The sequence below is a fragment of the Chloroflexota bacterium genome (assembly GCA_026710945.1).
Taxonomy (GTDB): Bacteria; Chloroflexota; UBA11872; order VXOZ01; family VXOZ01; genus VXOZ01.
Window position 1 is genome coordinate 87,728 of record JAPOQA010000027.1, and the last position, 24,397, is coordinate 112,124.

Sequence of the window (24,397 nt, forward strand, 5' to 3'; positions counted from 1 at the left end):
GCGCGCCGAGGGTGAAAGCCCCCTTACGAGTCCTTGTGATCTTGCCCACAACAACGCGCAGCGCGAGGTTCGGTGGGGCGTTTCTCACCCCACGTACGCCGTCGCCTTGCATCAGCTCTCTTTGAGTATCGCCATCGCGGCGTTGTGGCCGGGGGCGCCGGTTACACCGCCGCCGGGATGGGCGCCGGAGCCGCAGAGATAGAGGTTTCGCACCGGCGTGGCGTAACGCGCCCAGCCCAATGCTGGACGCATGAAGAAGAGCTGATCGAGGCTCAGTTCCCCGTGGAAGATGTTGCCTCCGGTAAGGCCGTATTCTTGCTCCAAGTCCAGGGGGGAGAGGGCGTGCACGTGCTCAATGGCTTGGGGCAAATTGGGAGCATAGGCGGCGAGGGTATCAATGATGCGCTGCACAAAGCGCTCTCTCTCTTCCGGCCACGTATTCTCCTTGAGCCGGTAGGGCGCGTACTGCACAAATATGCCCATGACGTGTTTTCCCGCGGGTGCGAGGGAAGAGTCATAGGCTGTGGGGATGGTGATCTCCAGCAGGGGTTGCTCGGAGGGTTTGCCGTACTTGGCATCATCCCAGGCGCGTTCCAAATACTCCATGCTTGGACAAATGTGGGTAGTGCCCCGGTGCTGCGGTCCGAGAGTCGTGCCGGGTAAGGCCGTGTAGTCCGGCAACTCGCCCAAAGCGAGATTGAGCTTGAACGACGACCCTTCACATTGGTACGACTCGATTTGCGAAATGAAGTCTTCCGGCAGGGAGCTGCGCTCCACGAGATGCAGGAACGTGCGCTTGGGGTCGGCATTCGAGACAACGACGTTGGCGTGGTATTCGGCGCCATCTACCAGCACCACGCCCGTGGCTGCGTCGCCACGTGTAACCACTTGCACGACCGGCGCGTCCGTGCGTATCACCGCGCCGTGGGCTTGGGCCGAGGCTGCCAGGGCTTGGGTGATGGCGCCCATGCCGCCCTCCACAAATCCCCATAGACCGCGCACCCCGCCGACACCGCCCATTACGTGGTGCAGGAGCACGTAGGCAGTGCCGGGAGTGCGCGGGCCGCCGTTTGTGCCGATCACACCATCAGTGGCAAGAGCTACTTTCAAAGCATCCGACTCAAACCATTCGTCCAGGATGGATTGCACGCTCCGCGTCATGAGCTTGACCGCGTCAGCCAATTGCGTGTTGGAGAGACCGAGGAGCGTGCGTCCCGCGCGCAGCGGCTCAAGCCAGTCGCTCAGCCGCTGGGGCGGAAACTGTGGCGGCGGCTGCAAGAAGAGCGGTTCGATGAGTTTCGCGACACCTTCGATGTACCTTTCATAGTCGGGATAGCGTTCCGCGTCTCGAGCCGAGAATTTGGCGATCTCCTGACTGGTGCGCGCCATGTCACGGTACATTAAGAGGTGGCCGCCGTCGGGGTAAGGAGCGAAATACGCCGGGTCTTTGGGAAATGTCATGTAACCGTAGCGCGGCAGTTCAAGTTCCCGCACCACCTTCTCCTGGAGCAGGCTTACCAGGTAGGAACACGTGGAAACGCGGTAGCCGGGAAAGACCTCTTCGGTCACGCACGCGCCGCCGACGATGGGCCGGCGCTCCAGCACCAGCACCTTCCAGCCGGCGCGCGCCAGGTAGCCGGCTGTAACGAGTCCGTTATGGCCCGCCCCGATGATGATGGCGTCGTATGTGGAATTCGTCATGCGTCAATTGCGAAAACGCGGAGGGCATTTCGGTAGAGTACGGCCTCTTGCTGGGCGGCAGTGAGCTTGCGGCAGTGGTGTTGGATGAGCTGGGGCCCAAACTCGATGGGCATGTGCGGGGCGTTGGTAGCATTCAGCACGCGTTCGGCCCCGACGCCGTCAACGAGATTTTGTATAAAGATAGGACGCAGCACGCCAGCGAGGTCTACGACCGTGTTTTCGGCCCTCCGCATGAAGGGAATAACCTCGGGCACGAACCCCGGGACGCCCGCGTGGGCGATGATGAAGGTGATGCCGGGAAAATCCAAGGCTAAATCGGCGACCAGCGCCGGCGTGCAGGTGTGGCCGTGCTCCTCGCCGGTATGTATCATGACCGGCACGCGGAGCGCCGCGATGGCTTCCAAGACCGGCTCCAGCAGGGCGCGGTCGGCGAGGGAATAGCAACCTGCGCCGTAGGTGGAGGCGTCGATGGTGTTCAACTTGACAGCATGAAAGCCACGCTCGCGCACCCAGTAGTGCATTTCGTCGATGGCTTGTGGGCCGCGCGGGGGGTTTACCCGCACAAAGCCATAGATGCGGTCCGGATAGGTGGCGATGGCTTGTGCGATGCGCTCGTGGTCGGCGGCAAAGTGATCGGCAGCGCCCACACCGGGAGGCGCACAGAGCGCCCGGTCCACTTCGCCCCGGTCCATGTAGGCGATCATGTCTGGGCCCTGCATGGTGGCGGGCATGCCCTGGACTTCCCAGATGGGGTTGTGTCCGAGATAGCAATGGGCGTCGATTTTCACGAGCAAGTCTCCGTATTCGCCTTCCGTGCACAACCCCAAGAGACAGAGTGCGCAGAAGTGTGATGCCTCAGGAGTAGGGACTTGTTAGGGCGCACTATACGGGCCAAGAAACCGTTCGCCGTCGAAGTGGATCAGATGTGAGGGTGAGTCGGCAACCCACACCTCGGTCTCCCAAGCGATGTCGGGAAGATAGCGAGCCATGACGGAACGGTTGGGAAATGCCGTTACGTAGACTAATCCTGCTCTTGCTCCTGAAAACAAGCTGGTCAATTCGGTGTGCCGCTTCCCGTCAACTGGCCCATGACTGGTTACTGCTTCCACCAACAGTAGCCACTTCTTCTCGCTATAGTGCAGCACCACGTCTGGCATCTTGCCATGGGTGTCTACCGTGACGCCGATCTCGGTCAGCAGCGCTTCATCGAGGTAGCTCCACTTATCACCAGTATCTCCAGCATAGACCAGCACACTGCCGGGCGCGAAGCGCGACGCAAAGTCCTCGATGATTGCCCTAATCAGTTCACTGTGCTCACCAGAACTGAGCCTGATGCTCGTACCCGGCGCGGTCTGCACTGGAATTCTGTTCTGTTCACGTTCTCTCGCATATCGGGTAACTAGGGTTTCGCGTTCGGCTAAGTAAGCAATGAGATTGTCTCGCCACGCCGTTGACTCGTAACTGCGAAGCAGAGCCAGGGTGGTGGGTTCAATTTGGTAGACAGCTTTTGGGCTGTTTACTGGTCTATCAGAATCGTCCGGGTTGTAAAGCGTTATTCCAGCATCGACAAATTGATGCATAGTTTGCCGACGCACTGTTTCACGGGTGTTGGGCGCGTAGTCCTTAGCGTAATGCTCCCGCGCCCAATCCATGATAGGCGTGATGCCTATTAGCGGGGCCTCAGCTTTGGCCCACGACTTGCTGGGTGTGAGGTTCAAGAGTGCCAGCAAGCAAAGCGCCGAGCGCTCGTTCTGTTGCGCGCGGGGCAGCCCAAGCGAGACAAGTATCTGCTGCGCAGCCTCTAGGTGGTCGGTCTTGTCCGTCATGCGTCCAAGTTTCTCACCTTTTCGTCGATCATCGGCTGCGGGAGTTCTTCTTGCTGCATAGCCCATTTGCCAAGCTCGAGCAACGTATCGCGGTGGGGATACTTCAGCAGCTTGAGATCGGTAGCATTGACCTGTGTGTGACCATTGAAGCGCCGAAAATACTCATCGACAGCGGTCGTGTTGAGGAACACGGTCAACCCATAGGCGAGCGCCTCAGGCAGGCCGCGCTTGTTCTCGTGGAAAACATTCAGGTGGTTCTCGAAGCCTAGAAGGGAAGCGTCGGCGAATACGGCAGGGTCGACAACACTAGCCACGATCCGCCGCTTTTCCTCCTTCGACGAGAAGCGGCGCACCAAGCAGTAAAAGCCATTCGGATAAAGCCACTTCCTAGTGTGCTCATTGTATTGGATGGCATTGGGTTTCTTCGCCCCGGCTAGGGGCCATGTAGTCCTGCCATCTCTACAATGGCCGGGATACAGCAGTGGAGCGGTTCCTGCTCTGGGCATATGGCATAGATGTGCTCTAACCCTGAAGTCGACGACTGGCCCCGTGGAAACATCGACCCTAAGGTCGGAGAGCGAGTGCCGAATGCTCGGGGACAACTCAACCAAGCTCCTGTCGGGTGAGGTGGGCACGTGGATAAACCGCTCTAAATCATCTGTGAAGACTATCCGGTCAAATGGATGCTCATGGGTAGAAAGGTCGGTGAAAGTAGAGTCGGTCGAGTTGGAAACTCTAATCGGTCCCTGCTGGCCGCCGCGTTCCAGCAGGACGATAATGTTCTCCTGTAGCACGTCGTCATCTTTGAACGCCTTGCTGCGCGACTTGAATAAGTGCATGTGGCGGATTGCCGCTCGCTCCAAAATGAAATTTCGGAAGTTCCGGTAATACGGTCCATTGCAGAAGCTGCGCGGAATGATTGCGGCAAGTTGCCCGTGTTCATCGAGCAATGCCAATGCTAATGCCAAGAAAGCAGCATAAAGATTGACTGTCTCAATGCCAGCCCGCCTTAATGCTGCCCGATGTTCTGAATTGCTGCGGATCTTTCTGTATGGAGGGTTCAGAATGGCGTGCGTGTACTTTGGCAATTCTTCAGCAAAGAAACTTCCTGAGATCCAATCAGCAGCAGTGTGTATAAAGTCGGCGCTTCGGATTTTCGTGCTAACTGCTGGATGGTGCCGATATTTCTCGAATGCCTGTGCCAGTGATGGGTGCAGTTGTTCATCGATCTCAAAAGCATCGATTTCAACGCTGCTAAAGTGGAGTTCCCTGGAAACGCATCTTTCAAGAAAGGCCGCCGAGAGCGCGCCAATTCCGGCGCCTGCGTCAAGCAGACGACATTGAGTATCCACTCTTTGAGCAAATAGGTTTGCCATGAATTCGGCAATCTCGGGAGGTGTAAAGTACTGCCCAAGTTGCGATTTTCTTTGGGAAACAGGGGCGGCCTTTAGCATGCTCAGCCTCAATTGGTCAGCATCTGAAAACGATGCGTGTCCTTTGCCTGACAATTTCGGCTCACGCTCAGCGCCCGTGGCAGCGTTTGTACTTCTTGCCGCTGCCGCACCAACAGGGCGCGTTGCGTCCGAGCTTGCGGCCGCCCTGCTTCTGGCGTGAGCGCGCCTGCGGCCGGCTGGGGCGCTCCTCCGCACGGTTGGTGACCATCGCTTCGGCCCGCTGCGGTTGGGGTTCCGGCGCGGCTTGGACGCGGTAGATCATCTGGGCGGTCTGTCGCTGGATGTGCCCCGTGAGTTCCTGGAACATGCGGTAGGCTTCCGCCTTGTATTCGGAGAGCGGATTGCGCTGGCCCACGGCGCGCAAGCCAATGCCGGTCCGCAAGTCTTCCATCCCCGTCAGATGCTCTGTCCAGAGCGCGTCGATCGTCCGCAGCAGCACCCAGCGCTCGACCCGGTGCATAAGCTCCGGGCTCATGGCTGCTGTTCTCTCCGCGTAGACCTCATCCGCCCAGCCGGTGAAACGGTCGGTAATCCCCTCGGGGGTAAGTCCCGCCAAATCGTCAGCGGGTGGCGAGGTGGGCTGATTGACGAGCTGGCGGCAGGCTTCTACCAATGCTTCGACGTCCCAATCCTCTTGGGGCCCGGCGGTATGTCCAGTGACCATCTGCGTGATCTCATCGTGGACCATACCTTGAATTTGCTCGGTAATCTGTTCCAGTTCCAGCACCTTGCGGCGTTCGCCGTAGATGGTGTTGCGCTGCGTATTGAGCACGTCGTCGTATTCGACCGTGTGTTTACGCAGGTCGAAGTTGTAGGCTTCGATCTTAGTCTGGGCTTGTTCCAGCGCTTTGCTGATGAGGTTGTGCTCAATTGGCATGTCGTCGTCCATGCCGAGGCGGTCCATGATGCCGGATATCCGGTCGCTGCCGGCGCGCTTGAGCAGCTCGTCCTCGAGGGAGACGTAGAAGCGTGAATAGCCGAGATCGCCTTGGCGGCCGGAGCGACCGCGCAATTGGTTATCGATGCGTCTGGACTCGTGCCGCTCAGTGCCGATGACGTGGAGACCGCTGGCTTCACGAACGGCCTCCGCCTCATTGGGATCGGGGGGATTGCCGCCAAGCACAATGTCGGTGCCGCGTCCGGCCATATTTGTGGCGATAGTAACCGCGCCCTTCCTGCCGGCTTGGGCGACTATCTGTGCCTCTTGTTCGTGAAATTTCGCGTTCAGCACTTGATGCGGTACGCCGCGCCGCTTGAGCAGCATGCCCAGGGATTCGGATGTTTCGATGGAGGTTGTTCCGGCGAGCACCGGCGCGCCCTTCTTGTGCCACTCCTCGATGGTGTCTGCGACGGCGTTGAACTTTCCCTGCTCGGTGCGATAGACGAAATCGGGCTCATCCTGACGCACCATCGGCATGTTGGTGGGAACCTCCACGACGTCCAATGCGTAGATCTTGCGGAATTCGTCCGCTTCCGTCGCCGCCGTACCGGTCATGCCGGCCAGTTTGCCGTACATACGAAAGTAGTTTTGAAAGGTGATAGTCGCCAGCGTCTTGCTCTCGCGCTGGATCTTTACACCCTCTTTGGCCTCGATCGCCTGGTGCAAGCCTTCGCTGTAACGGCGTCCGGTCATGAGCCGGCCGGTGAATTCATCGACGATCACCACTTCGGCGTTGGGATCGTGGTGCTCGATCACGCGGCCTTCTTTCATGAGCACATAGTCGCGACCGCGCTGGTACAGCGCCTGGGCACGCAATGCTTGCTCCATGTAATGAACCAGCTCGAAAGCGCCTTCCTCATAGAGGTTGCCGACCCCCAGCCACTTCTCCATCTTGCCGATGCCTACTTCGGTGATGCTCACCGCCCGCAGCTTGTGGTCTATGGTGTAGTCCTGGTCCTCACGCAGCCGAGGCACGAGTCGCGTAAAGTCGCCGAACGTCTCGCCGGGGGCATCAGCCTGGCCCGAAATGATAAGCGGCGTGCGCGCTTCGTCAATGAGAATGTTGTCTACCTCGTCAACGATGGCGTAGTTGTGCTCGCCCTGCACCATTTCGTCGAGATCGAGCACCATATTGTCACGCAGATAATCGAATCCGTATTCGTTATTCGTGCCGTACGTGATATCGGAGGCGTACGCCTCCTTGCGTGCTACCGGCCGCAATTCCTCACCGCTGCCGTGATGTGATTCGCGTTCCTCTTCTTTAGGAGAGAAGATGTACGCTGTGTCGTTGTTCAAGCAGGCCACGCTCAGGCCGAGGGCGTGATAGGCCGGCCCCAGCCACTCGGTGTCGCGGCGGGAGAGATAGTCGTTCACGGTCACAACGTGAACGCCCTTTCCGGCGAGCGCATTGAGATATGCGCTTAGCGCGGCGACATAGGTCTTGCCCTCGCCGGTCTTCATTTCGGCAATTTGGCCGTTATGGAGCACAATGCCGCCGTGCATCTGCACGTCGAAGAGGCGGTGACCGATAATGCGTTTGATCGCCTCTCGCACGGCAGCAAACGCTTCGGGCAGGAGGGAATCCAGCGTTTCGCCAGCTTGAAGGCGCCCACGAAACGCGGTAGTCTTGTCAGCCAGCTCGGCAGTGGATAGTGCCTCAAACTCGGCTTCGAGCGCGGCGATTTCCTCGACGACCGGCCGCTGACGGGAGACTTCACGTTCGGAGTGATCGAAGAAGCGTTGGATTACGCCAAACATAGCCAATCTCTCGGCAGCGTGAGGTTAGGAGTGGTGGGACTTTGGATTCTTTGACCTGCTTCCAGTCTACGTGGCGCAATTGAGTGAAGTCAATGAACCTGCACGTCACCCCAGTGGCTACGTGGTTCCAAGCACCAGCGAGGAACGACCTCAATGAGAAGCCAGGTGGGACGATCGGGAGAGAGGCAATTGCCGCGCTGCCAATGCGTAGCGTTCCTGTGATGCCCGATAGATTTTGCCACTGCGGACACACTGTGCTATACTGTCTATGTTTGGCTGCAGGTTCGTCTTAGTTCATGCAGCATCCCTGCATTATTTCCCCCTCGGATTGCCTTACCCTTTGCAATCTTCAATGTACTCTATCGTCCTAGTTAAGTCATGTCTGGCGAACCTGCCGCCGAACGTCTCGCGCCAATAAACTGCATGACCTCGCACCATTGTTATGGTATTTGCCATAAATCTGGGCTATTTGATTGCGTTTTGAAAGCGAACGTGCGAGTATAGGGATTCGGAAATAAGCTTGTGAAGCGCAAATTTTGACATGAGGTGAGTGCAGCGTGCTAACGACAGAACAGAAGCAGGGGATAGTCTCCAAGTATGGCCGGGACGGTAACGACACGGGTTCGTCTGAGGTCCAGATAGCTTTGCTGACAAGTCGCATCCAGCAACTTTCGGCCCACATGGGCGAAAACAAGCACGACAAGCACTCGGAGATGGGTTTGCTCAAGCTGGTAGGGCGACGGCGGCGGCTCATGCGATATCTGCACCGCCGCAATCCGGCGCAGTACCGCACACTCATTGCGGAACTTGGATTGCGCGGCTGAGCGGCAGTTTCTGCAAAAAGAAGAGCGCTACGGTTTTCCGTAGCGCTTCTGTGATTCTGGGCACCCGGTCGAGTGGCGCCTCTTTGGCACTTTGGTGGGAGTCTCCGCTTGGACTTCAGGAATTGTTCGTAACGTCATTCCACTCTATGCGCAGCGCGTAGAACTTGTCCGCCATCCGTTCCAACGCTTCGCGTGGAGAGACCTGGCGTAAGAGCACGCGTTGGATTTCGAGCTGGGAAAAGTGCTCCCATGTCTGAAACCAGGGTACTTCCCGCCCTTCGTGCGTACGGGAGACCTGTCGCTGCTGCAGGTAGGAGTTCATGTTTTCCAGACCACGCTCATCCGCCAGCCTCTGCACTTGCGGTTCCGCATAGAGCGACTCGTAGGCGCTGCCAAGCGAACGGTTCACAAACCAGAAGAGCGGTGTAAAGTAGCGGTTCTCTCGATCGAGTCCGCCGAGGTACTGCAAGAGTTCCCAGGCGGCGTCTTTGTTGCGGCTCGCTCGCGGGATTGCATAGAGTCTAGTCCACATGACCGAACCGCTTTGAGAGGGATCATTCCCCGGGAATAGGGCAACGCGGCGGGATCCCGGCGCATTGCTACCCTCCTGTTGGTTGAAAAGAAAATTGTATCCGGGCTGAATAGTAAATGCCGTTGGGTTGCGTAAGGCGGCTTCGTAGCTGCTCCCAAGGACGTCGGCGTGGATTATTTCGGTACTATAGATGCCGGCCAATAACCATGAGAGGGTCTGCTCCGCGGCGGAACCCGGGAGGTGGAACACGGGATTCAGCAATTCATCGAAGAAGGTTCCGCCTCGTGCATACACCATTGACCACCAGTCAATGTTGGTGCTGGTGTGAAAGCGGTACGTAAGCCGGATCGGGTAATCCACCAGGCCGCGCCGCTTTATCTCGAGCGCCTGCTCCGTTACTTCCTCCCATGTTGCAGGTGGGAGCGGAATGCCGGCACTTTGGAGAATCTCTTCGTCGTAGACCCAGAGCGCGCACTCCGTATAGTACGGCAGGCCGTAGCTTGCCCCTTTGTGTTGGATACCCTCCACCGCCTGCGGGACCATGGCTTCACGATACTGATTGATACCGCTGAATCCGTCCAGCGGCTCAAGCCAGTCGGCTTCCGCCCATGCCGCGAGATCCGTCTCCCGCACGTAGACGGCGTCAATTGGCTGCCCTTCATTGAGGAGGTGGCTGACCGCCTGAAAATAGTCCGATTCTATGAGCTCCGGCGCCACGCGCAATCCGGGGTACTGCGTGACGAAGCGTTCCAGATTCCAACGCAGCAGCTCAGGTTCGTAGCCCCAGTAGACCAGGCGTAAAGACAGTGGCTCCTGCTCGTTTCCAAACGTCTCGCCACGGCTGCACGCAGCAGCCAGCAGGGCACTGGAAAGAAGGAGATGACGACGGGAAAGTGAATTGCCGAGAAAGAGAGGTGCTTCTAGTCTGCTCACAATTGACTCCACACCAAGCGGTTACTAGAGACGGTACCATTTAAGAGGCGCTTTCGTCAACGGCCGTGCAGTGTGCGCGGTACGCCATGAAGTCCGCTAAATATGAGTGTTGAAAGGCCAATCGGATTCGAGCTCTCGGCAATGTAGAGAGACTGTCGCTTAGTTCGCGGGCAAGAGCTTGTATGAAAGTGAGTAGGAGCATGCCAGAGAAGATTGTGACGCTGCACCCGGCGGGCAAAGCCGGGGTGAATATCGACAAGCAGAAGTACGACACTGTACGGGAGGCCATTCTCCAGTCGCTCCAAGACAACGGCATGATGACTTTCAAGGATTTAGCTGCAGAAGTGCGCAGAAGGCTGGAAGGCAGCTTTGCCGGATCGATCTCCTGGTACGTGACCACGGTAAAGCTCGACTTGGAGGCGCGAGGCGAAATCAAGCGAGTACCCAAGAGCGGCTCCCAGCGGCTGGTAATCTCTTAGGTAATCAACGCACGTTCCCGTTGTCGTATTGGGTAGCCACCAGCACTCGCACGGTCACTCCGGTTGGAGCAAAAGGGTGATTGACTCGTACTCCTCCCTCTGTTCGATTGGCCTAATTGAGAGCTTCCCGCGCCGATTAGAGAGTTTGAAAGCCTTAGCCCCCGCTCTTGACGTGATTACCCTGTACATTTCGTCGACGACCTCGATGGCGCAGTTGTCCTCGATGGCAATTCCCACATCCGAGTGCTTTTGCACCATTTCTTCAAAAGACTGTCTTCTCTCAACGCCGTCGGTCTCGCCATCGAAGTACGGACAGACGAGGGCGTCGATCAATCCCATGCCTCTTACTCTCATATACCGCCAGTTGTCTGAATCATAGTAGGCCATAGAGGCGCTGTGACCCCAGCTGAACCAGGATATACACCCTGCACTCACTCCCGACAGCACGATCCCTCTCCTGTGGGCCTCTTCCAAGACCGAGTCTACTCCCAGCCTCCGCCAGCGTTTCATCATCTTTAGCGCGACCCCACCACCGACATACACTAAGTCGGCTGAGAGAATCTTTTGTTCGAGCTCCTCCTTGGTTGGACTCATGCCGAGCAGGAAGAGGACGTCGGTTTCGCATCCAAGTTCTTGACCATACACTTCTTGAAAAGATCGCCAGTAATTGGGAGAGTCTCGGCTTGCAGTAGGAATGAACAACGCCTTGGGGCCGGACTTGCCCGTTAGTGTCACAATCTCCTGATCGATGACAAGAGTTTCGCGTTCGGCCATCTCTCCGCCGCCTATGGCGACAATCTTGCCCATTTACAATTACTCTCTCTTCGGGGCCCCAAAACTCAGCATTGCCGCCGCCCGATTAGTTGGCCCGGGTGTCCATTCCTTCGGTCGCCCCTACGGAAGTGCAGGGCACAATTCTGCCATCCTAAGCTAAGCACTCTTGCTATGTAGTGCTGACCGATCATGAGATGCAAAGGAACACTGGCCTACAGTAGGTTGGCCGTTTCAATGCAGTCGCTTAAATAGTGAGACAGCGACGAATCTCTCGACCCGCCACCGTCTCTTTCCGACTTTTTAGCCAAGAAGGCTTATAGTCAGCAATCTACAGTGACTTAACACCGTAGTCGGTTTACGGCCAAGAACCGAGCTTCTCGCGGATGATCTTGAGGCCGTCGTCAACGATGGCCTGCATGGTCGGCTGGATTTCCTTGAGGAAGGTCGCCGCGTCCTGATTGCCGGTCCAGAGCTGATTATCGCCAATGTCGTTGAGCAGCGTGGTAACCTGACCGCTCGTGGGCAACGAGCCAACGTTCCACTGGGGAACGGCCGTGGCGAGAGCATCCTGTGCCACCGAGATGCGGGGGTTGCTGTAACCCTGGAAGGCTTCATCGATGAACGGCTCGATCTCAGGAATCCAGGCCGGGATTCGGCGTACAAACTTGCCCAAGCGCCCTTTGTCGAGGAGGAAGACCATGTAGTCAAAGGCCGCTTCACGCTTCTCGCTGCCGTAAACCAGTCCAAGCTTGTGCTGGTTGGCGTCCGGTGTGGACCGTTCCACGCGAGGCATCGGCGCCATCACGAAGTCAATGCCCTGCTCCAGCGCCTGGTCGGCATACGTGAGCGGCAAACTGCGCGGCGCGGAGATCATCAACGGCACCTGACCGGTCAGGAAGGGATTCTGCCCGCCGAAATAGGTGTTGTTGCGATCGGCCTGCGGCGGAATGACCTTGTGCTTGTGCACGAGATCGAAGAAACTCGTGTAGCAGTCGATCATCGCTTCCGAATCGCAGGTCGCCGTTGTGAGGTCTTGCGACACCCAGCTACATTCGTCACCCCAGAGCAGTTGCCAGGAGCACCAGTCGTGGGCGTGGTTGCCCATAGCCCACTGGCTTACCTGGTCGCCCTCGAACTCACGCAGCTTGACCATCACTTCAAGCCACTCGTCCCAGGTCCATGAGTTTTCCACGTCGGCTGACGGATAGTCGAGACCCGCTGCCTCAAAGTAGTCGGGATTGATCATGACGACGTGGGCGTTGCCGCCGTGGCCCATGGGCAGCAAGTAGACTTGCCCCTGGAACATGGCGTCGCGCTCGAGGAGATTCGGGTTGTAGACACTTAGGTCAAGACCTCGTGCCTTTACCAGATCGTCCATGGATTGGGCGAGGTCCTGCATCACCTGCGCAAAAGCGCGGCGCGGGAACTCGGAGATGTCCGGCGGGATGCCGCCAGCCTGCATGGTCTTGATTTTTGCGACACGGTCTGCTGTACCGCCGACCTGCGAAACGAGCTCAATACTCGTCCCCGGGTTCTCGGCAACATAGGGATCGGCCATATTCTGCATGAATTCGGCTTCGAGCTCGGTCGGCACCTTCAAGAAGGTGACGATGTTTACACTCTCGGCTTCTTGGGCCGGCGCCGCTTCTTTCGCTTCCGGCTCAGCCTTGGCTTCTTCCATTGAGCCAGAGTCCGCCGGCGCTGCGCCTCCGCAAGCGGCGAAGACAATGGACGTTGCCCCCAGCATGGCCGATCCTGCGAGTAGGCGACGTCGGGATAGAGACTTGCTATCGAGCATTGCGCTACCTCCTTACTTCTTGTCAACACGCACTACTGGCAATAATACTTGCCAGTGCCACCCCTGATAGCAGCAGCAATTCTAAAGCGGTTGCTGTCGTCTGTCAAGTATGCTAGGGGAGGTACATCTCCAGCGTTTCAAGCTGCGGCGCTTTTAGCCAGGCATTTTGAGCAGAAAGCTTGTCCGTCGATCCTGCCAAAACATGGATGACAAGCGCTTGAAAACATGCTATAACTACCTTGCAGTTCTTGCCTATTTGGCGAGCGAATGGTGCGTACGCTGAGGGTTCAAAGCAAAAGGAGGAGTTCATAGCATAGACGCTCAGCAGGAAAGAGCGCTCTCATGTGCGGGTAGGGGCTCCTAAGCAATGAATAGCGTGCGAGAGGGTGCTGATTGGTTTGCGAAATGACACTGGGCTAAAGCTTGAGGGTATACCGCCCGCGGGTAAGCTTAAGACAGAGATAGCAGTCGTGAGGAGACAAATCATGCGTGGAGAATTGACACGACGGAAATTGCTTGGTAGCAGTGCGGTAGCCGGTACCGGCCTGCTGCTCGCGGCCTGCGGTCAGGCGACGATGGCGCCTGCCGATGCACCTGCAGCAGCCGATGCACCTGAAGAAGAGAAGACAACCGAGGCGCCGGCAGCCGCTGAGCAGAAGATCGTCAAGTACCTGCACGTCACCACGAATCAAGCGGTGTGGGACGAGTCGTTTGGCGCTTTCTTTGATACGTTCCGCGAGCGGTATCCGGAGTACGACCTGCAAGTCGACCCGACGGTTTGCTGTTTTGCGGAAACCATCGATAAAGCCTTGGCGTCGTTTGCCGGTGGCATATCCTACGACGTGTACTACGGCCACTTTTCCTACATCAGCCAGTTCGCGACGGCGGAAATGATCCAGTCCCTGGAGCCGTTCTTGTCGGCGGACGCTGAGGTCAGCAAGGACGACTACCACGTCTGGGCGACGGAGCGCATCCAGGGCCAGGTATACAGCATTGCCTGGTTCACCAACGGCAAAGAGTATTGGTACAACGCCGATCTCTACGCCGAGGCCGGCCTCAAGACCCCCAAGGAGCATGAGGCCGAGGGCACGTGGACCTGGGATACGTTGCTGGAAGGCGCAAAGAAGCTGACCACGCAAGAGGGCAACAACGTCACGCAGTGGGGTTTCTGGACGCCCTCCTACTCATTTGGTTGGCACTGGATCCACTTGATGGCGTATGGCGCGACGTGGTGGAATGAAGACTTTTCCGCACCGTCCATGCTCACACAAGAGTTCGCCGAAGGCACGCAGTTTGCCGCGGACCTGGTGACGAAGCACCGCGTGATGCCGAGTCGGGCCGCCCCCAGTGAGAACGACGTTGCGCCGGACTTTAACACGCAACTGCTGGCGGGCCGCACCTGGGGATCGTACGGCACGCGTACGATCGAAGAGCAGATCATGTCCCAGGAGGAACCGTTCACGGTGGAGATGGAAATGCTGCCGAAGGGCCCGGCCGGGCGCCAGGTGGTGCAGTCCATCAACGCGAACTGGATCTCCAGCTCATCGGAGAATCCCGATGGCGCGTGGGACTTCTATAAATTCTGGCTGAGCCAGGAAGGCCAGAGCTTCATCGTGCCGCTGGGCGGCGGACGCTACGTGTCGAACAAGAACTTCCAGGGCTTCACGGTCTATGACTATGAGGATCCGGAAGTCTACGCGCGCTCTGCCGAGATCAGCGTGGAACAGCGCCAGGTTGTGAAGCAGTCTGACGTCAACGCAGCATGGACCGAGAACTGGGAAGCCTTGGAGCTAGAGACCAAGACGGTCCAAGAGGTCCAGGAAGAGATGCAGCAGGTTGCGGAAAACGCGCTCCGCGAGGGCGGCTGCCTCTGCTAGCGTTCTTGGTTGCCGATGTGTAATCGGCGGCTACGACAATTGAGGATTGACGGGAGTAGGGGCACGACATGTCGTGCCCCTATACAGTATTATGTACATAGTGTGAGAGCGGTGGCGTGGTGTCTCGCAACGGAACGTGCGTGTTGTGACTATGCGCACGCAGCATGAAAGGCGACCGATGGCTGTATTCGATACCCATAAGGCGGTAAAGACGCTCACAGCTGCCGGCTTCAACGAAACACAAGCTGAGGCCCTAATTGGCGCGGTCGGCGAATCGCACGAGGCGCTAGCAACCAAAGCCGATCTGCAAGACCTAGCGCAAATGACCAAAGCCGATCTGCAAGACCTAGCGCAAATGACCAAAGCCGAAATTCAAGCGTTAGATATTCGCATACAAGCATTAGATATGCATCTGCAAGCGTTGGCGCAAACGACGAAAGCCGACCTGAAAGACTTGGAATTGCGTCTGACGCTGCGCTTGGGCGCGCTCGTTGTAGGGGCGGCCGGCGTCCTTGCCGTCTTGCAAGTGCTTCTACCGTGAGCCGCCTACGTGGGGCAGGTTTACCTCCCCTAACATTCAAGAAAACTCGCCATTAGTTACGGAGGATGAATGCTGTGGCAACTGAAACTACGGTAGCCTTGCGCATATTGGGAACGCACTGGTCTACGCCGAATGCGCGTGATGCCGGCTGGGTCGAAGATGCATTTGACCTCAATCCGGCGGAGACCGGCTTTGTGGCGCTCCACCTGTGGAATGTGGGAGACGTAAACGGGCCCGCTGTACCGGAAGACTACTTTGTGGACATGGGCATCACTGAAGGCCAGTTGGAGTCGGTGCGGATTGCAGACAACTATATTCGCCCGGCGATTGCGGCAGCGCGCGCGGCAGGCATGCAAATCTTCCACGTGGAGCCGGGGAACATCGCCATGAAGTACGACTCCGTCCACTACATGTTGGAAGAGGAAGACACGACCCCGCCGCCCAGTCCCGCGCGGCCGCCGGAAGCCAATCCGGGTTGGAACCTGGAACGCGCGGAACGCTCCCATGGCGCCGGGTACCGTGACTGGGATGGCTGGGAGCAATTGCGTATCATCCAATCATGCGACGCTGAGCCCGGCGATCAGGTGATCCTCACCAGCGCTCAGTTCGACCGCATCTGCCGCAGCAAGGGCATCAAGAACCTGATCTACACGGGCTTCGCGGCGAACATGTGCATCCTGGGCTCCGCCGGCGGCACACAACCCATGCTTGGGTATGGATACAAAGTCTTTCTCATCCGCGAAGCGACGTTGGCAGTGGAGTATCCGGATACGTTTGCTGAGCGGCTCATGACCCGGTCGGCGCTCAAGTACTTCCAACAAGCGGTGGGCGATACAGTCGGCTACGACCAGTTCATCGAAGCCTGCAAGGCGGTAGCGGTGGCGCAGCGTTAAGTAATCGACGTAAAAGGACGCGTACCCGCGCTTTAGTCAGTTGTTTCCGCGCACAGGTTGGCGTGGTACATCGCCAAAGAACAAAGGAGTTTGAGGCAGATGAGACGAGAGACCGGCCGTCGCAAATCCCAATTTCCCGGCACATGGCGCAGCCTGTGGACAGCGATTGCAATCCTTGTGCTCGTTGTTGCCTCCGCATGCGGGGGCGACGACCCGGACGTTGAGCCCGCGCTGTCCGAGGCGCCGGCGATTCGCGTGATTGCCGTCACGAATGTTCTTGCGGACTGGGCAAAGGCAGTCGGCGGCGACCGCGTGGAAGTAGCCAGCCTCATACCGACCGACGTGGACCCGCACGGATTCCAACCCGGCCCCCGCGACGCGGCCAAGATTGCAGAAGCCGATTTGATTATTGCCATCGGACTGGGCATGGAAGGCTTCTGGCTCGATGAGCTCTTGCACAACGTGGCGCGGGATTCGTCAATTGTGCTGACCTTGGGCGATCTCGTCGACCCCATTCTGAACGATTCGGAGGATGAGGGCGGCCACGCGGACGACGAAGACGAAGACGACCACGCTGATGACGAAGACGAAGGCCACGACGAAGACGGCCACGCTGATGACGAAGAAGAAGGCCACGACGAAGACGACAACGGCCATGCTGACGACGAAGATGATGGCCACGACGAGGACGAAGAGGGCCACGCTGACGATGAGGATGAGGGCCACGACGACGAAGAAAACGGCCATGCTGACGACGAAGAAGACGAGCATGGGCACGACCACGGGGCGCACAACCCGCACTTCTGGTTCGATCCGCTCCGTGTCATGATCGCCATCGACGCGATTGCCGAGCGCTTCGCGGAAATGGATCCGGCGCATGCTGACGAGTTCCGCGCCAGAGCCGCCGCCTACAAGGAAGAGCTCCAAGCGCTTGACGACTGGACGTTGGAACAGGTCGGCATGGTGCCGCCCGAGCGACGACTGATCCTCGGTTCTCACGACTACTACCGCTACTTTGCGGATCGGTACGATTTCGAGGTCCTGGGCATAATCCTGTCGGTTGCCGAAGATGTCGAACCGTCGGCGGAGCACTTGGCGGGCTTAGTCGAGCTGATGCGGGAGCGGAACTTGCAGGCAGTATTTGGCGAGACGACTGCCCATGAGCGCCTGGCAAGCGCATTGGCGAATGAGGCCGGCGCGACGCTCGTGCGGCTCTACTCGGATTCGCTCGGGCCCGAAGGCAGCGGCGCTGCTACGTACATCGAAATGGTGAAGTTCAACGTCACGCTCGTCGTCGAGGCGCTCAAGTGACGGCCGCCGCTGAGCTACCGCTCACCGTCGAGGGTCTCTGCGTGGACCGCGGCGAGGCGCGAGTGTTGCATAACATCAGCTTCGCCGCGGGGAATTCCCGCATCATGGGCGTCATTGGCCCCAATGGCGCCGGCAAGAGCACGCTCTTCAATACGCTCACCGGGCTGATCCCTGCCAGGGAGGGCCGGGTGCGCATTGGTGGTAAGTCGATAGGCGAGTCGCGGGGGCAGGTTGCGTTCGTGCCGCAGCGCCAGAACATCAACTGGGATCTGCCCATGACCGTGTGGGACATGGTGATGCTGGGCCGAACGCGCCAGATCGGGTGGTTTCGCCGGCCAGGGAGTGCCGACAAGCAAGCCGTGGAGGACGCCCTCAACCAAGTTTGGATGTGGGACAGGCGCGATGCCCTGATTGCGGAACTCTCCGGCGGGCAGCAGCAACGAGTATTCGTCGCCCGCGCCCTGGCGCAGGATGTGCAGGTGCTGATTCTGGATGAAGCCTTTCGGGGAGTGGATTTTACCTCCCAAGAGGTCATGACTCTGGTGCTGCAGGAGATGCGGGACGCGGGGAAGACCATTCTCCTCGCGTCCCATAACATCAGCTACATCCGGCGGTTGACCGATGATTGCCTCTGCCTCAACCGCCAAGTCATCGCCTGCGGGCTCACGTCGGAAGTGCTGGTGCCGAAAGTCATGGACGAGTTGTACCGCTCGGTGGATATCTACCGGGCCTACGAGGGCGAGCAGCGCTAAATGGATGTCCTTGCCGACATCTTCATTGCTCCCTTTCAGTACGGCTTCATGCTGCGGGCGCTGATTGTTTCGGTGCTTGTGGGGGTAATGTGCCCCATGCTGGGCGCCTACGTCGTGACCAAGGGCCTGGGGTTTATGGGCGACGCGCTCTCCCACGCCGTATTGCCCGGCATGGTGGCGGCGTTCGTAATTGGCGTCAATCCGTTTTTGGGAGCGATGCCCATGGGCATCGTGGTGGCGCTGCTCAGCGGCTACCTCATTCGACGCGCCGGTATCAGCGCCGATACCTCTGTAGGCATACTCTTCGCCGGCCTCTTTGCCTTGGGTGTAGTCATGTTGTCCTTCACCCGGGGTCTGCGCGTAAGCCTGGAAGACATTCTGCTGGGACAGGTGCTGGGCGTAACCACCCAGGACGTGCTCTTGACGCTGGTACTGGCCGTGCTGGTACTGGCAGTCCTCTATCTGCTCCATAAAGAACTGGTCTTTGCCAGCTTCGACCCGGCGGGGGCTACGGTCATCGGCCTGCCCACGCAGGCGCTGGATTACCTGCTCTTGGCACTGCTGGCGGTCGTGATCGTGCTGGCCATCCAGGCGGTGGGTATCGTGCTTGTGTTGGCGATGCTTATCACTCCGGCGGCCACGTCGTTCCTGCTGGTGCGCAATTTCCCAAAAGCGATGTTCACTGGGTCGCTCTTGGGATTGACCTCGGCTGTGTCCGGGCTTTACCTTTCCTACCACTACAACCTGCCGTCCGGGCCTGCGATGGCGCTGGTTGCTACGGTGATTTTTGCGGTTGTGGTGGCGGTGAAAAAAGCACGGTAACATCTGCATGGTGAATTGCTGTAGGTGTGGCACATTGGGATCTGCAGCGACAGGAATGCGGCGTGTTTGAAGACGTCAGCGGCATTCGTCCGCCCGCAGTGCCACGTATCAAGAGTATTCGAGAATAGAGGAAGCTCTCATGTACCCGAACGGCGCACAGTTTTGCCTTAGCCTGACCTTCGACGTGGAGATGTGCACCAATTTTCCGTATTGGACGTCGGTGTGGGACCATCGCAAGGGCGCCATCGATGCTGACTGCAAGCAATATATCCAGAAGCTGAACGCGGTGGCGGCGAATTACGGCGTCAAGCTACACTACTTCCTGGTGGGCAGCGCATTGGAAGACCCCGACCTCGACTACCTAAAGCAGGCCGTTGACGCCAGTCACGCGCTCGGCAACCATACGTATTCTCATGTTAATGTGCGGGCGCAAGAGATCCCACAGCTCCAGGTGACGTATGCCTCAGCACCGTGGCGGGCCCACGGCCGTACCGCGCTCACGTGCATCCGCGACGAGCTACGCCAGACCAGCAGCGCCATGCGGGAGGTATTGGGCGTGAATCCAGTGGGATTTCGCACGCCGGGCGGGTTCGTTGACGGCTTGCACAGCGTGCCTGCGGTGCAGGAGCTATTGAAAGATGAGGGCTTTGGCTACGCTTCTTCGCACTTTCGTTTTCCGGTCGACCCCACGCGCAAGCGACCCCCGCGAGAGCGATTAGAAATGGCCATGCGCGAGAGTCTCGACTCGCTGCAGCCGTACCGCTATCCCAACGGCCTGCCTGAGCTCCCGCCCACGGGCATAACCGATATTTGGGGGTTCCGCTATCTGGACCTGGACCGCTGGGAATTCATCAACCTGCTCAAGCACGGCATCGACCACGCCCACGCCAACGGTCAGGTGCTGACCATGACGTACCATCCGCCCGTTCTGGCCGCCAGGGACCCCCACTGCGACGTACTGGAAACGGTGTTGCCCTATGCACTCGCAAAGCCCGGCGGCTGCTGGGTCGCCACGAATGACGAGGTTTACGAACACGTCGTGCCGAATGTCGCATAGTTGCCGAATCACGGCAGGAAGTGCGGCATCCTCCATTCGATAGATCATAGTAGCGCGGGGGCTTGTCTCCATGCTGTCGCACTAAAGCATGATGGCGACAGACAACGCGCTTCACATCCCCGGTAGCGCAGGTTCCCGGTAGCGCAGGTTTGCAACCTGCGTTCCTGCAAGGTCAATACTTTGCGTGCCTGTTACTTTTCGCCTTTGGCGGGGGGCAAGCCCCCGCGCTACTTTAGTGCGACATCATTTGGGGCTTGTCCTCCGCTCCGGTGTCAAGCGAGTCCTTTGCGAGCGGCGGGCAGTTACGCCATTCGGAGATTGAATCTGAGCGAGGAAAGTCAGCTTCTACCAGGTGCGCCAGCGTAGGGGCACGACATGTCGTGCCCCTACGTGCCATACTCTTACCAAATGGCTCGGCCCAAGAGTGAGAACTAACCCCACGGCAGAGACAAGACCATAGGAGTATTCGCGCGTAAAGCTAAGGAGAATGACCCGTGAGAAAGACGATTGACGAGATTGGCGTGACTTTTGACACGGAGTTCGAGGCGGCCGCGGCGGAAGACGTATCCCTGGCCGAAGACGGGACCGTGCATCTCTATACCCGCGTCGACCCCAAGCCCACCGGTTTCGACGAACACTTTAAGGGCGTACCCACGCAGTATCGCTACAGCGTGCGCGTCACGGCGCACCGGGAGACGCCCGCGCTGCGCATTCACGTGCATACAGACAAAGAGCTGGGTGGTTGGTACATCCAGTTCGGCGGCTTTGTCAAGCGCAGCGGCGGCTGGGAGCCAATTCCTTTGGAAAACGCCACCAACGTGCCGGACACCAGTGACGTGCTCATCACGCTCTCGCTCTGTGAAGGCGAATCGGTGGTGTTGGGCAGCATGCCGTTCATTGCGCCGTCGGAATTGGAGAAGCAACTCGAGGCGCTCATGCGCACGGAAAGTCACGTCTGGTCGACGCGCGTCTTGGCCGAGACGGCGAAAGGGCGCAAGATTTGGGCGCTGGAGACTGCGCCACGGGACAAGCGCATCGTGGTGGCGGGCACCTCCCAGGGCGCGGAGCCGGTGGCGGAAAGACTGGTGGAATTGGCGCGGCGGCTCACGGTCGATCTCACGGACTCGCGCTGGCTCTTGGATAACTACCAGGTGAGTTTGGTGCCGATGATCAATCCCGATGGCGCGGCGGAGGGGCACAGCTTGCTCAACGGCAGCGGCGAGGTGGTGGCCGGCGGTTACAAGGCCGCGGTTTCCGGCGAGCCGTGCCCGGTGGAAAGCAAGGCCTTGGCGGACTACGTCGGGCTGGCGCCAACCCAAGCCTATCTCGAATTCCATGCCCACTACCGCACGATTCCCCCGGGAGAGGAAGATCACCTGGGCGTGCGCAAGGTGCACTTGCTCAATCCCGGCATGGCGGACATCTATCCGCCGGAAACGGACCCGGAGTACGTTGAGCGATTCAATGCCGTCATGCGCCAGCGGCTGGGCGACCACAACGACCACCGTCCCATCGGCCAATGGTGGAAACCGGCGGCGTTCTTCACGCCCAATCTCGCCCGGCTCCATCACCATTGCATGTTCTACGCCGTGCAGTCGTGGAACTACGACCTTCAAGCCACCACATCGTGGGCCGAACGCTACCTCTACGCCGCAGCGGAAGGCATCGCCATCGCCAGCGGCGAACCCACCTGGCGAGAAATTGGGTGAAGGGGCCTTGGTCGTAACATTGTTTGAGGAGTGACGCGTCTTGGGTTTCAGGGCTAGCCGTCGTGCTCATCAAGAATTGGGATCAGGATTCTGCCCAAACTAGCAACTAGCCATCGCTGATCGTCCCCAATGCAGCCGCGCACCACCTTTTGAGATGAGTCACCCTCAAATTAGCCTGGAAAATATGCGGAGGTTAGGCTTTCCGGGTAGCAGGAGCAGGGCGATCCCAAGGTGTGCCGCGAGACGTTTCATAGCGAGTGCTTCGGCAACTTGCAAGCGCGTGTATAGTCAGTTTTCTGATTGTGAGGCCATATGGCGATTACTATGGCATTTCAATCAGATTAGGATGAGCATACAGTGAAATGCGGTAAATGTAAACTCACGCTTTTGACACCCTTATTACATTTGCAGCTTTTACTACGGTCTAGATTGACTTGGCGGCTTCCTCGCGATACTCGCTGCTTGCTTGCGCTTGCCAAGCTGGTATACTGCTTCCAATGATGGTCGCCGACCTTGTGGAGCATTCGGTGGTGAAAACGCTGTTAGCGGCTTGTGCATCAACGTTCAAGCCGGAAACTAAGGTGAAAGGAGGATGAGCGACAGCGTTTGCATCAGGAGATACGCTTTGATAGAGAATGCTCCCGCGATGCTGTCAACAGGCTTGCTTTGAGCGTTTCAGTTGGACTATGAGATGGGCGCGAACAGGAAGACGTTTGCGGCTGGCGGCGCCGGTACTTTGAGAGGGAAGACGATGAATTTGCATAGATTTACCTGGAGGAAGAATACGTGAAAGCAAGAGTAACTCGACGAACATTGCTCGGCGGTAGCTTGGTGGCTGGCGCCGGTTTGCTCGCGGCCGCGTGCGGGCAGGCCGTAACTGCGATGCCGGCCGAGGGCGAAGCCCCGGCGGCAGCGGAGGAAGAGGCCAAGCCGGCAGAAGAGACCAAGGCCATGGAGCCGAAAAAGATCGTCTACCTGCACTACACCACCGCGCAAGCAGTGTGGGAGGAGAATTTCGGTCAGATTTTCGATAATTTCCGAGCTCAGTTCCCTGAAGCTGAGCTGCAGGTGGATGCCGTAACCGGTGGTTTTGGCGTGCTCATCGAGAAGGCCGTGAGTTCGTTTGCGGGCAATGTGCCCATTGACATGTACTACGGCCACTTCTCTTATATCAGCCAGTTTGCGCAGAACGAGATGATCCAGCCGCTGGACCCGTTCATCGCGAAAGACGGTGACGTGTCCCGCGATGACTTCTACGATCACGCGCTGGAGAAGATCGCCGGTCAGATCTACGGCATTGCCTGGTTCAACCAGGGCAAGGAATTTTGGTACAACGCAGACCAGGCAACTGAAGCCGGTCTCACCTCGCCGGCCGAGCTGGCGGCGGACGGCAAGTGGACGTGGGACGCTGCGCTTGAGTTTGCGCAGAAGCTCACCAAGAAGGAAGGCGCAAACACCACGCGCTGGGGCTTCTTCTACGCCTACCATTCCACCGGCTGGTTCGGGCATCACCTGAAGGCCTGGGGCGCGGACTGGTGGAACGCCGACATCAGCGCGGCGACGATGACCACGCCAGAATTCGCGGCTGCGGTGCAGGCCGCACAGGACCTGGTCACGAAGCACGAAGTTTCGCCGCGCATCAGTACGCCGCGTGAGAACGACGCTGCGGCTTCATTCGAAGAAGAAACCCTCTCGTCGCGCCTGGCAAGCGGCGCCAATACGCGCAGCTTCCAAGCGAACATCATGTCCAAGGATAATCCCTTCAACATTGGGCACACGCTGCTGCCCGAGGGTCCCGGCGGACGCACCACCATTCAGGCGTTGAACGCGAACTATCTGAGTTCATCGGCGCCACAAGCGGATCTGGCCTGGGAACTCTATAAGATTCTCGTTGGTCCGGAGTCCGACCAGCAGATTGCTCAGCTCGGCGGCCGCCGCTACACGGCCAGCCGCAAGCAGAGCCCGGTGACCCTGTGGCCCTACGAGGATGCCAATGTCTACGCCCAGATGGCGGAGCTCAGCGAGGGCGCCAAGCAGATTGTGAAGCAATCTGAGGTCAATGGCGCTTGGAGTCAGGGCTGGAAAGACATCGAGGACGGCGCACGCACCGTCCAAGATGTCCAGGACGAGTTGCAACAAGTAGCTACGGTTGCCCTGGAAGAGGGTGGCTGCATCTGCTAGCTTTAGGCTCTTGCCGTAGGCGTTGAAGACAGAGAGGGACACGAGAGATCGTGTCCCTCTCTGTCTATGGTGAGACGGACGCAGGTTGGGAACCCGCGCCACTCAATAATTGAAGGATGCGGAGAAACCCACCGATTCTCTGGAATCCCTAGTGGTTTCACTGGGAGTCGCCCCCGTGGAGCAAACTATTGCGGTTGGGGCACGACATGTCGTGCCTCTACATGGGCAGCGACAA

General features: G+C 58.5%; 19 protein-coding genes. 11 read left to right on the plus strand and 8 right to left on the minus strand.

From position 1 onward, the window contains the following. Positions 1–111: 111 nt before the first annotated feature. The 5 genes from OXE05_05245 to secA form a co-directional block, all read right to left on the minus strand. Positions 112–1,701, minus strand: a complete 1,590-nt coding sequence (locus OXE05_05245) for an NAD(P)/FAD-dependent oxidoreductase (GenBank protein ID MCY4436723.1) — start codon at positions 1,699–1,701, stop codon at positions 112–114. Further along, entirely contained in the window at positions 1,698–2,489 is a 792-nt protein-coding gene (locus tag OXE05_05250) for an amidohydrolase family protein (GenBank protein MCY4436724.1), read from the minus strand. The genes OXE05_05245 and OXE05_05250 overlap by 4 nt, the downstream gene beginning before the upstream one ends. Positions 2,490–2,573: 84 nt before the next feature. Beyond that, on the minus strand, positions 2,574–3,527 hold the full coding sequence (locus OXE05_05255; protein ID MCY4436725.1) for a BsuBI/PstI family type II restriction endonuclease: 954 nt from the start codon (positions 3,525–3,527) through the stop codon (positions 2,574–2,576). Continuing rightward, positions 3,524–4,981 carry an Eco57I restriction-modification methylase domain-containing protein gene (locus tag OXE05_05260; GenBank protein ID MCY4436726.1) on the minus strand — a complete coding sequence of 486 codons (1,458 nt, stop codon included), beginning with the start codon at positions 4,979–4,981 and terminating at the stop codon, positions 3,524–3,526. Before OXE05_05260 ends, OXE05_05255 begins: the two co-directional genes overlap by 4 nt. A 67-nt stretch (positions 4,982–5,048) precedes the next feature. Further along, positions 5,049–7,679, minus strand: coding sequence for a preprotein translocase subunit SecA (gene secA / locus OXE05_05265; GenBank protein ID MCY4436727.1), 2,631 nt, complete (start codon positions 7,677–7,679; stop codon positions 5,049–5,051). A 557-nt stretch (positions 7,680–8,236) separates the two neighbouring features. Between secA and rpsO the strand changes: the two genes are divergently transcribed. Further along, complete coding sequence (gene rpsO / locus OXE05_05270; GenBank protein MCY4436728.1) at positions 8,237–8,503, plus strand: 30S ribosomal protein S15; 267 nt, start codon at positions 8,237–8,239, stop codon at positions 8,501–8,503. A gap of 115 nt (positions 8,504–8,618) precedes the next feature. Here the strand turns inward: rpsO and OXE05_05275 are convergent, their stop codons facing one another. Continuing rightward, positions 8,619–9,968, minus strand: a complete 1,350-nt coding sequence (locus OXE05_05275) for an extracellular solute-binding protein (protein ID MCY4436729.1) — start codon at positions 9,966–9,968, stop codon at positions 8,619–8,621. 200 nt (positions 9,969–10,168) lie between these two features. On the opposite strand from OXE05_05275, the gene OXE05_05280 reads away from it, so the two are divergent. Next, the gene (locus OXE05_05280; protein MCY4436730.1) at positions 10,169–10,447 is read left to right on the plus strand and encodes a hypothetical protein; all 279 of its coding nucleotides are present in this window, start codon (positions 10,169–10,171) and stop codon (positions 10,445–10,447) included. A 54-nt stretch (positions 10,448–10,501) separates the two neighbouring features. Here OXE05_05280 and OXE05_05285 read toward each other — a convergent pair whose 3' ends face one another. Both OXE05_05285 and OXE05_05290 read right to left on the minus strand, forming a co-directional pair. Next, a complete protein-coding gene (locus OXE05_05285) occupies positions 10,502–11,254 on the minus strand; it encodes a peptidase E (protein MCY4436731.1) in 753 nt (250 codons plus the stop codon). 322 nt (positions 11,255–11,576) lie between these two features. Beyond that, entirely contained in the window at positions 11,577–13,019 is a 1,443-nt protein-coding gene (locus OXE05_05290; GenBank protein MCY4436732.1) for an extracellular solute-binding protein, read from the minus strand. Positions 13,020–13,504: 485 nt separating this feature from the next. Here OXE05_05290 and OXE05_05295 point away from each other — a divergent pair, with 485 nt between their 5' ends. The 9 genes from OXE05_05295 (at position 13,505) to OXE05_05335 (ending at position 24,162) form a co-directional block, all read left to right on the plus strand. Further along, positions 13,505–14,896, plus strand: a complete 1,392-nt coding sequence (locus tag OXE05_05295; GenBank protein MCY4436733.1) for an extracellular solute-binding protein — start codon at positions 13,505–13,507, stop codon at positions 14,894–14,896. A 178-nt stretch (positions 14,897–15,074) separates the two neighbouring features. Continuing rightward, entirely contained in the window at positions 15,075–15,437 is a 363-nt protein-coding gene (locus OXE05_05300; GenBank protein MCY4436734.1) for a hypothetical protein, read from the plus strand. 74 nt (positions 15,438–15,511) lie between these two features. Next, positions 15,512–16,330 (plus strand): hypothetical protein, encoded by an 819-nt coding sequence (locus OXE05_05305; GenBank protein MCY4436735.1) that lies wholly within the window; start codon positions 15,512–15,514, stop codon positions 16,328–16,330. Between the two features lie 99 nt (positions 16,331–16,429). Then, complete coding sequence (locus OXE05_05310) at positions 16,430–17,641, plus strand: metal ABC transporter substrate-binding protein (protein ID MCY4436736.1); 1,212 nt, start codon at positions 16,430–16,432, stop codon at positions 17,639–17,641. After that, positions 17,638–18,393: a metal ABC transporter ATP-binding protein gene (locus OXE05_05315; protein ID MCY4436737.1), complete on the plus strand. Its 756-nt coding sequence runs from the start codon at positions 17,638–17,640 to the stop codon at positions 18,391–18,393. Before OXE05_05310 ends, OXE05_05315 begins: the two co-directional genes overlap by 4 nt. Further along, entirely contained in the window at positions 18,394–19,215 is an 822-nt protein-coding gene (locus OXE05_05320; protein ID MCY4436738.1) for a metal ABC transporter permease, read from the plus strand. Between the two features lie 139 nt (positions 19,216–19,354). After that, positions 19,355–20,272, plus strand: a complete 918-nt coding sequence (locus OXE05_05325; GenBank protein MCY4436739.1) for a polysaccharide deacetylase family protein — start codon at positions 19,355–19,357, stop codon at positions 20,270–20,272. Positions 20,273–20,766: 494 nt separating this feature from the next. Continuing rightward, positions 20,767–21,981: a M14 family zinc carboxypeptidase gene (locus OXE05_05330; protein MCY4436740.1), complete on the plus strand. Its 1,215-nt coding sequence runs from the start codon at positions 20,767–20,769 to the stop codon at positions 21,979–21,981. 786 nt (positions 21,982–22,767) lie between these two features. Next, positions 22,768–24,162 carry an extracellular solute-binding protein gene (locus tag OXE05_05335; GenBank protein ID MCY4436741.1) on the plus strand — a complete coding sequence of 465 codons (1,395 nt, stop codon included), beginning with the start codon at positions 22,768–22,770 and terminating at the stop codon, positions 24,160–24,162. Positions 24,163–24,397: the final 235 nt, after the last annotated feature.

Coding starts and splice junctions, on each gene's coding strand:
- OXE05_05245 (MCY4436723.1), bottom strand. CDS start 1,701: ATGACGAATTCCACATACGACGCCATCATCATCGGGGCGGGCCATAAC.
- OXE05_05255 (MCY4436725.1), bottom strand. CDS start 3,527: ATGACGGACAAGACCGACCACCTAGAGGCTGCGCAGCAGATACTTGTC.
- OXE05_05260 (MCY4436726.1), bottom strand. CDS start 4,981: ATGCTAAAGGCCGCCCCTGTTTCCCAAAGAAAATCGCAACTTGGGCAG.
- secA (MCY4436727.1), bottom strand. CDS start 7,679: ATGTTTGGCGTAATCCAACGCTTCTTCGATCACTCCGAACGTGAAGTC.
- OXE05_05280 (MCY4436730.1), top strand. CDS start 10,169: ATGCCAGAGAAGATTGTGACGCTGCACCCGGCGGGCAAAGCCGGGGTG.
- OXE05_05285 (MCY4436731.1), bottom strand. CDS start 11,254: ATGGGCAAGATTGTCGCCATAGGCGGCGGAGAGATGGCCGAACGCGAA.
- OXE05_05290 (MCY4436732.1), bottom strand. CDS start 13,019: ATGCTCGATAGCAAGTCTCTATCCCGACGTCGCCTACTCGCAGGATCG.
- OXE05_05295 (MCY4436733.1), top strand. CDS start 13,505: ATGCGTGGAGAATTGACACGACGGAAATTGCTTGGTAGCAGTGCGGTA.
- OXE05_05300 (MCY4436734.1), top strand. CDS start 15,075: ATGGCTGTATTCGATACCCATAAGGCGGTAAAGACGCTCACAGCTGCC.
- OXE05_05310 (MCY4436736.1), top strand. CDS start 16,430: ATGAGACGAGAGACCGGCCGTCGCAAATCCCAATTTCCCGGCACATGG.
- OXE05_05320 (MCY4436738.1), top strand. CDS start 18,394: ATGGATGTCCTTGCCGACATCTTCATTGCTCCCTTTCAGTACGGCTTC.
- OXE05_05325 (MCY4436739.1), top strand. CDS start 19,355: ATGTACCCGAACGGCGCACAGTTTTGCCTTAGCCTGACCTTCGACGTG.